Consider the following 3228-nt stretch of genomic DNA (forward strand, 5'->3'; position numbering starts at 1 on the left):
AGGGGCCGCCCGCCGGCCAGCAGGCGCACCTTGAGGTCGCCGGGGAAGCCGCCCGCCAGCACGCCGATGGCATGCGCCAGGCGTGCTTCGTCGGCGGCCAGCTCGGGCACGCGGGCCTCGGCCGATTCGCGTTCGGCGCGCGCCTGCGAGGCCTCGGCGCGCGTGCCCAGGCCATGCGTGGCGGCGCGTTGCGCCAGGCGTTCGGCGGCGGTCAGCGTGGCGATGTTGTCGCGGGCGATGGCGCCGCGCGCCTGGGTGGCGCGCAGCGCGGCATAGTCGCCGGCCAGTTCGGCCAGCAGGCTGATGCGCAGGGCATGGCCGTCTTCCTCGATCGCCTGCGCGTCGGCGTCGGCGCGTTCGACGGCGCGGCGGCGGCCGCCGAAGACGTCGATCTCCCAGCTGGCGTCCAGCCCCAGCTGATAGGCGCGCGATTCGCCGACGCCGGGCGGGCGCAGCGCCAGCGACGTGCGCGAGGCGGTGGCGTCGGCGCGGGCGCCGACGTCGGGGCCCAGGCGGCTGGCGACCTGATCGCGTTCGGCGCGGGCCTGCAGCAGCCGCAGGCGGGCGATCGCCAGGTCCTGGTTGTGCGCCAGCGCCTGTTGCAGCAATTCATCGAGCAGCGGATCGTCGAAGGCGCGCCACCATTGCGCCAGCGCGGCCGGATCGACGGGGGCGGCGCCGGCCAGCGGCGTCGACCAGGCTTGCGGGTGGATCGGGGGCTCGGCGTGGTAGTCGGGTCCCACCGCGGCGCAGCCCGCGAGCGTCGCGGACAACGCGGCAATGGCGGCGGCGCGGCGTGGCGCGGCGGTTCGAGCGAGGGCGGAGGGGATACGCATGGCGCCTCCTACATCAGGTTGTGCAGCCAGCCGGCCAGCCGGCCGCGCGCCACGCGCTGCTCGCCCGGCGCGCCGATGTCGACGCTGCACGTCATGCCCGCCGCCAGCTGGACGCCGTCGGGCACCGCGTCGATCTCGATACGCACCGGAATGCGCTGCGCCAGCCGCACCCAGCTGAAGTTGGCCTTGACCGCGGGCAGCCCGTATTCGTCGGGGCCGTCGTTGTCGTCCGCGATGCCGTGTCCGATCGAGGCGACGCGGCCGGTCAGCAGCGGCGCGAAGCCCATCAGCTTGATCTGCGCCGGCGCGCCGGGCCGGATCCGTTCCAGCTTGGTCTCCTCGAAATAGCCGGTGATCCAGAAGCTGTGGGCGTCGAGGATGGCGATGTCGGGCTTGCCGGCCACCGCGTAATCGCCGCGGCGCAGGCGCAGCCGCGTGACGAAGCCGTCCACCGGCGCGCGCAGCACGCTGCGCGCCAGGTCCAGCTCGGCCACGTCCAGCGCGGCGCGGGCGCGTTGCGCCTCGGCCTGGGCGATGGCGACGGCGCGGCCGGCGCGCTGGATGTCCTCGCGCGAGACCAGGTCGTCCAGGCCGTGGCGGCGGCGCGCCTCGTCCTGGCGCTGGCGCAGGGTTTCATCGGCCGCCGCCGCCAGGGCGCGGGCCTGGGCCACCGCCAGCTCGAAGCGGCTGGGATCGATGCGGTAGAGCACGTCGCCGCGCTTGACCGGCTGGTTGTCGTCGACGGCGACGTCGGCGACGGTGCCGGACACTTCGGGCGCGACCCGCACCACGTGCGCGCTGACGCGCCCGTCGCGAGTCCACGGCGCCAGGACGTAGGCGCTCCAGAGCGCGGCGACGAGGGCGCCGGCCAGGGCGAGCGCGGCCAGGGTCAGGACCACGCGAAAGGTTTTCTGCAATGACGGAGACATGGGAATACGGCAATCAAAGGGTCAGGATCAACAGGGACACCAGCGCCAGCGACACGGCGAACTCGAACAGGGCGGGGTGCCAGACCCGCCGCAGCAGTCCGCTGCGCGCCATCACGGCACGCGCCAGCCAGTACAGCGGCACGGCCACGCAGGCATAGAAAAAGAACGGCGGCACGTAGATGCCGGCAATGGCGACTTCACTCAGCACGGGGCGGCTCCAGGAAAGGATGGGCATCGAAATAGGCGGCATGGCCTTGGATCAGCCAGTGGATGTCGGCGAAGGCGGCCATGGCCTTCTGCACGGCCGGGCGTTGCGGACCAGCCAGGCCCAGCTGCCCCGCCAGCAGGCGGGCGGCGCGGCGCGCATGTTGCGACCGGCGGGACGCGGGGGCGCCGCCGCGCGCGAGGCGATCCAGGCCCGCTTGCGCCAGGCGTTGCGCCTGGGGCGGCAAGGCGCGGTTGGCCAGCAGCCGCTGGATCCGCTGCGTCTCCAGGCCGACGCGCAGCGCCGCCAGGCTTTGCGCCAGCGCATCGGCCAGTTGCGCCGGCCGGCCTTTGAGCAACGCGCCCAGTTGCGCCACGCGGTGCTGCTGGCGCTGTTGCCAGCCGGCGTCGGCGAGCCGCTTGCCGCGCAGCAGCGCCAGCGCGTCGTCGCGGATGACGCGCCGCAGGCGGGCGATGTCGCGGCCCGGGTGGCGCGGCAGGATCACCTGGAAGCACAGCAGCGCGAAGGACGTCGCCAGCACCCAGGCCACCGCGTGGTTGGCGAAGGCCTGCATCGAATACTGCATGGGGTTGTCGGCGGCGGTCAGCGTGTTGAATGCGACCAGGTAGGCCAGGCCGCCGAACGCCGTGCGGGGCGAGCTGGTGGCGAGGATGCCGGGCAGCCAGAACACGGCCAGCGCCACGGCCAGCAGCGCGAAGCCGTCCAGGTGCGGCAGCACGCCGAAGGCGCAGACCCAGGCCGCGGGGACGGCATAGAGGCAGCCCCGCAGAAAGGCGCGGGCGCCGGCCGGCGGATCGCCGGCGGTGGCCAGCAGCGAGCAGTAGGGCGCCAGCACCAGCAGCATCATGTCGCCGTCGGTCCAGCCGCTCCAGAGCCAGAAAAGGCCGGCCAGCACGATGGCGGCCATCGAGCGCAGGCCGTTCCGCACGGCGCTGGCGTAGTCACGGTGAAAGCGCACCGGCGCGGCGCCGGCGGGCGGGCGCGGGTGCGCCAGCGCGGCCAGGCCTTCGAGCGCGTCCAGATAGGCGTCGAGCTGTTCGCCCAGGCGGTCGGCGGCGATCAGCAGCGTCGCTTCCTGGCGCGCATCCGCCAGGCGCAGGTCGGACAGCGCATCGATCAGTGACTGGCGCGCCTGACGCAGCAGGCCGGCGGCGCGCGGCAGGTCGCCGGCCGTCAGCGCCTGGCTGGCGGCCTCCCAGGCCTGGCGCAACGGCGCCCGCAGCGCGGCCAGGGCCTG

General features: G+C 74.4%; 4 protein-coding genes. All 4 read right to left on the reverse strand.

The window, feature by feature from the left end; all coding sequences use genetic code 11:
- A partial coding sequence (locus H0523_RS31775; protein WP_180180306.1) for a TolC family protein occupies positions 1 to 836 on the reverse strand: 836 nt, incomplete at its 3' end.
- Between the two features lie 8 nt (positions 837 to 844).
- Positions 845 to 1765, reverse strand: a complete 921-nt coding sequence (locus H0523_RS31780) for an efflux RND transporter periplasmic adaptor subunit (protein ID WP_054431612.1) — start codon at positions 1763 to 1765, stop codon at positions 845 to 847.
- A 13-nt stretch (positions 1766 to 1778) separates the two neighbouring features.
- Entirely contained in the window at positions 1779 to 1973 is a 195-nt protein-coding gene (locus H0523_RS31785) for a DUF1656 domain-containing protein (protein ID WP_054431736.1), read from the reverse strand.
- Positions 1963 to 3228: FUSC family protein (locus tag H0523_RS31790; RefSeq protein ID WP_180180307.1), on the reverse strand; the 1266-nt coding region annotated here is incomplete at its 5' end. The genes H0523_RS31785 and H0523_RS31790, both read right to left, overlap by 11 nt.

The sequence above is a fragment of the Achromobacter insuavis genome (genome assembly GCF_902859645.1).
Classification (GTDB): Bacteria; Pseudomonadota; Gammaproteobacteria; order Burkholderiales; family Burkholderiaceae_B; genus Achromobacter; species Achromobacter insuavis.

What these genes read in the sequence shown, in the direction of transcription:
- H0523_RS31780 (WP_054431612.1), bottom strand. Translation starts at nt 1,765, where the DNA reads ATGTCTCCGTCATTGCAGAAAACCTTTCGCGTGGTCCTGACCCTGGCC.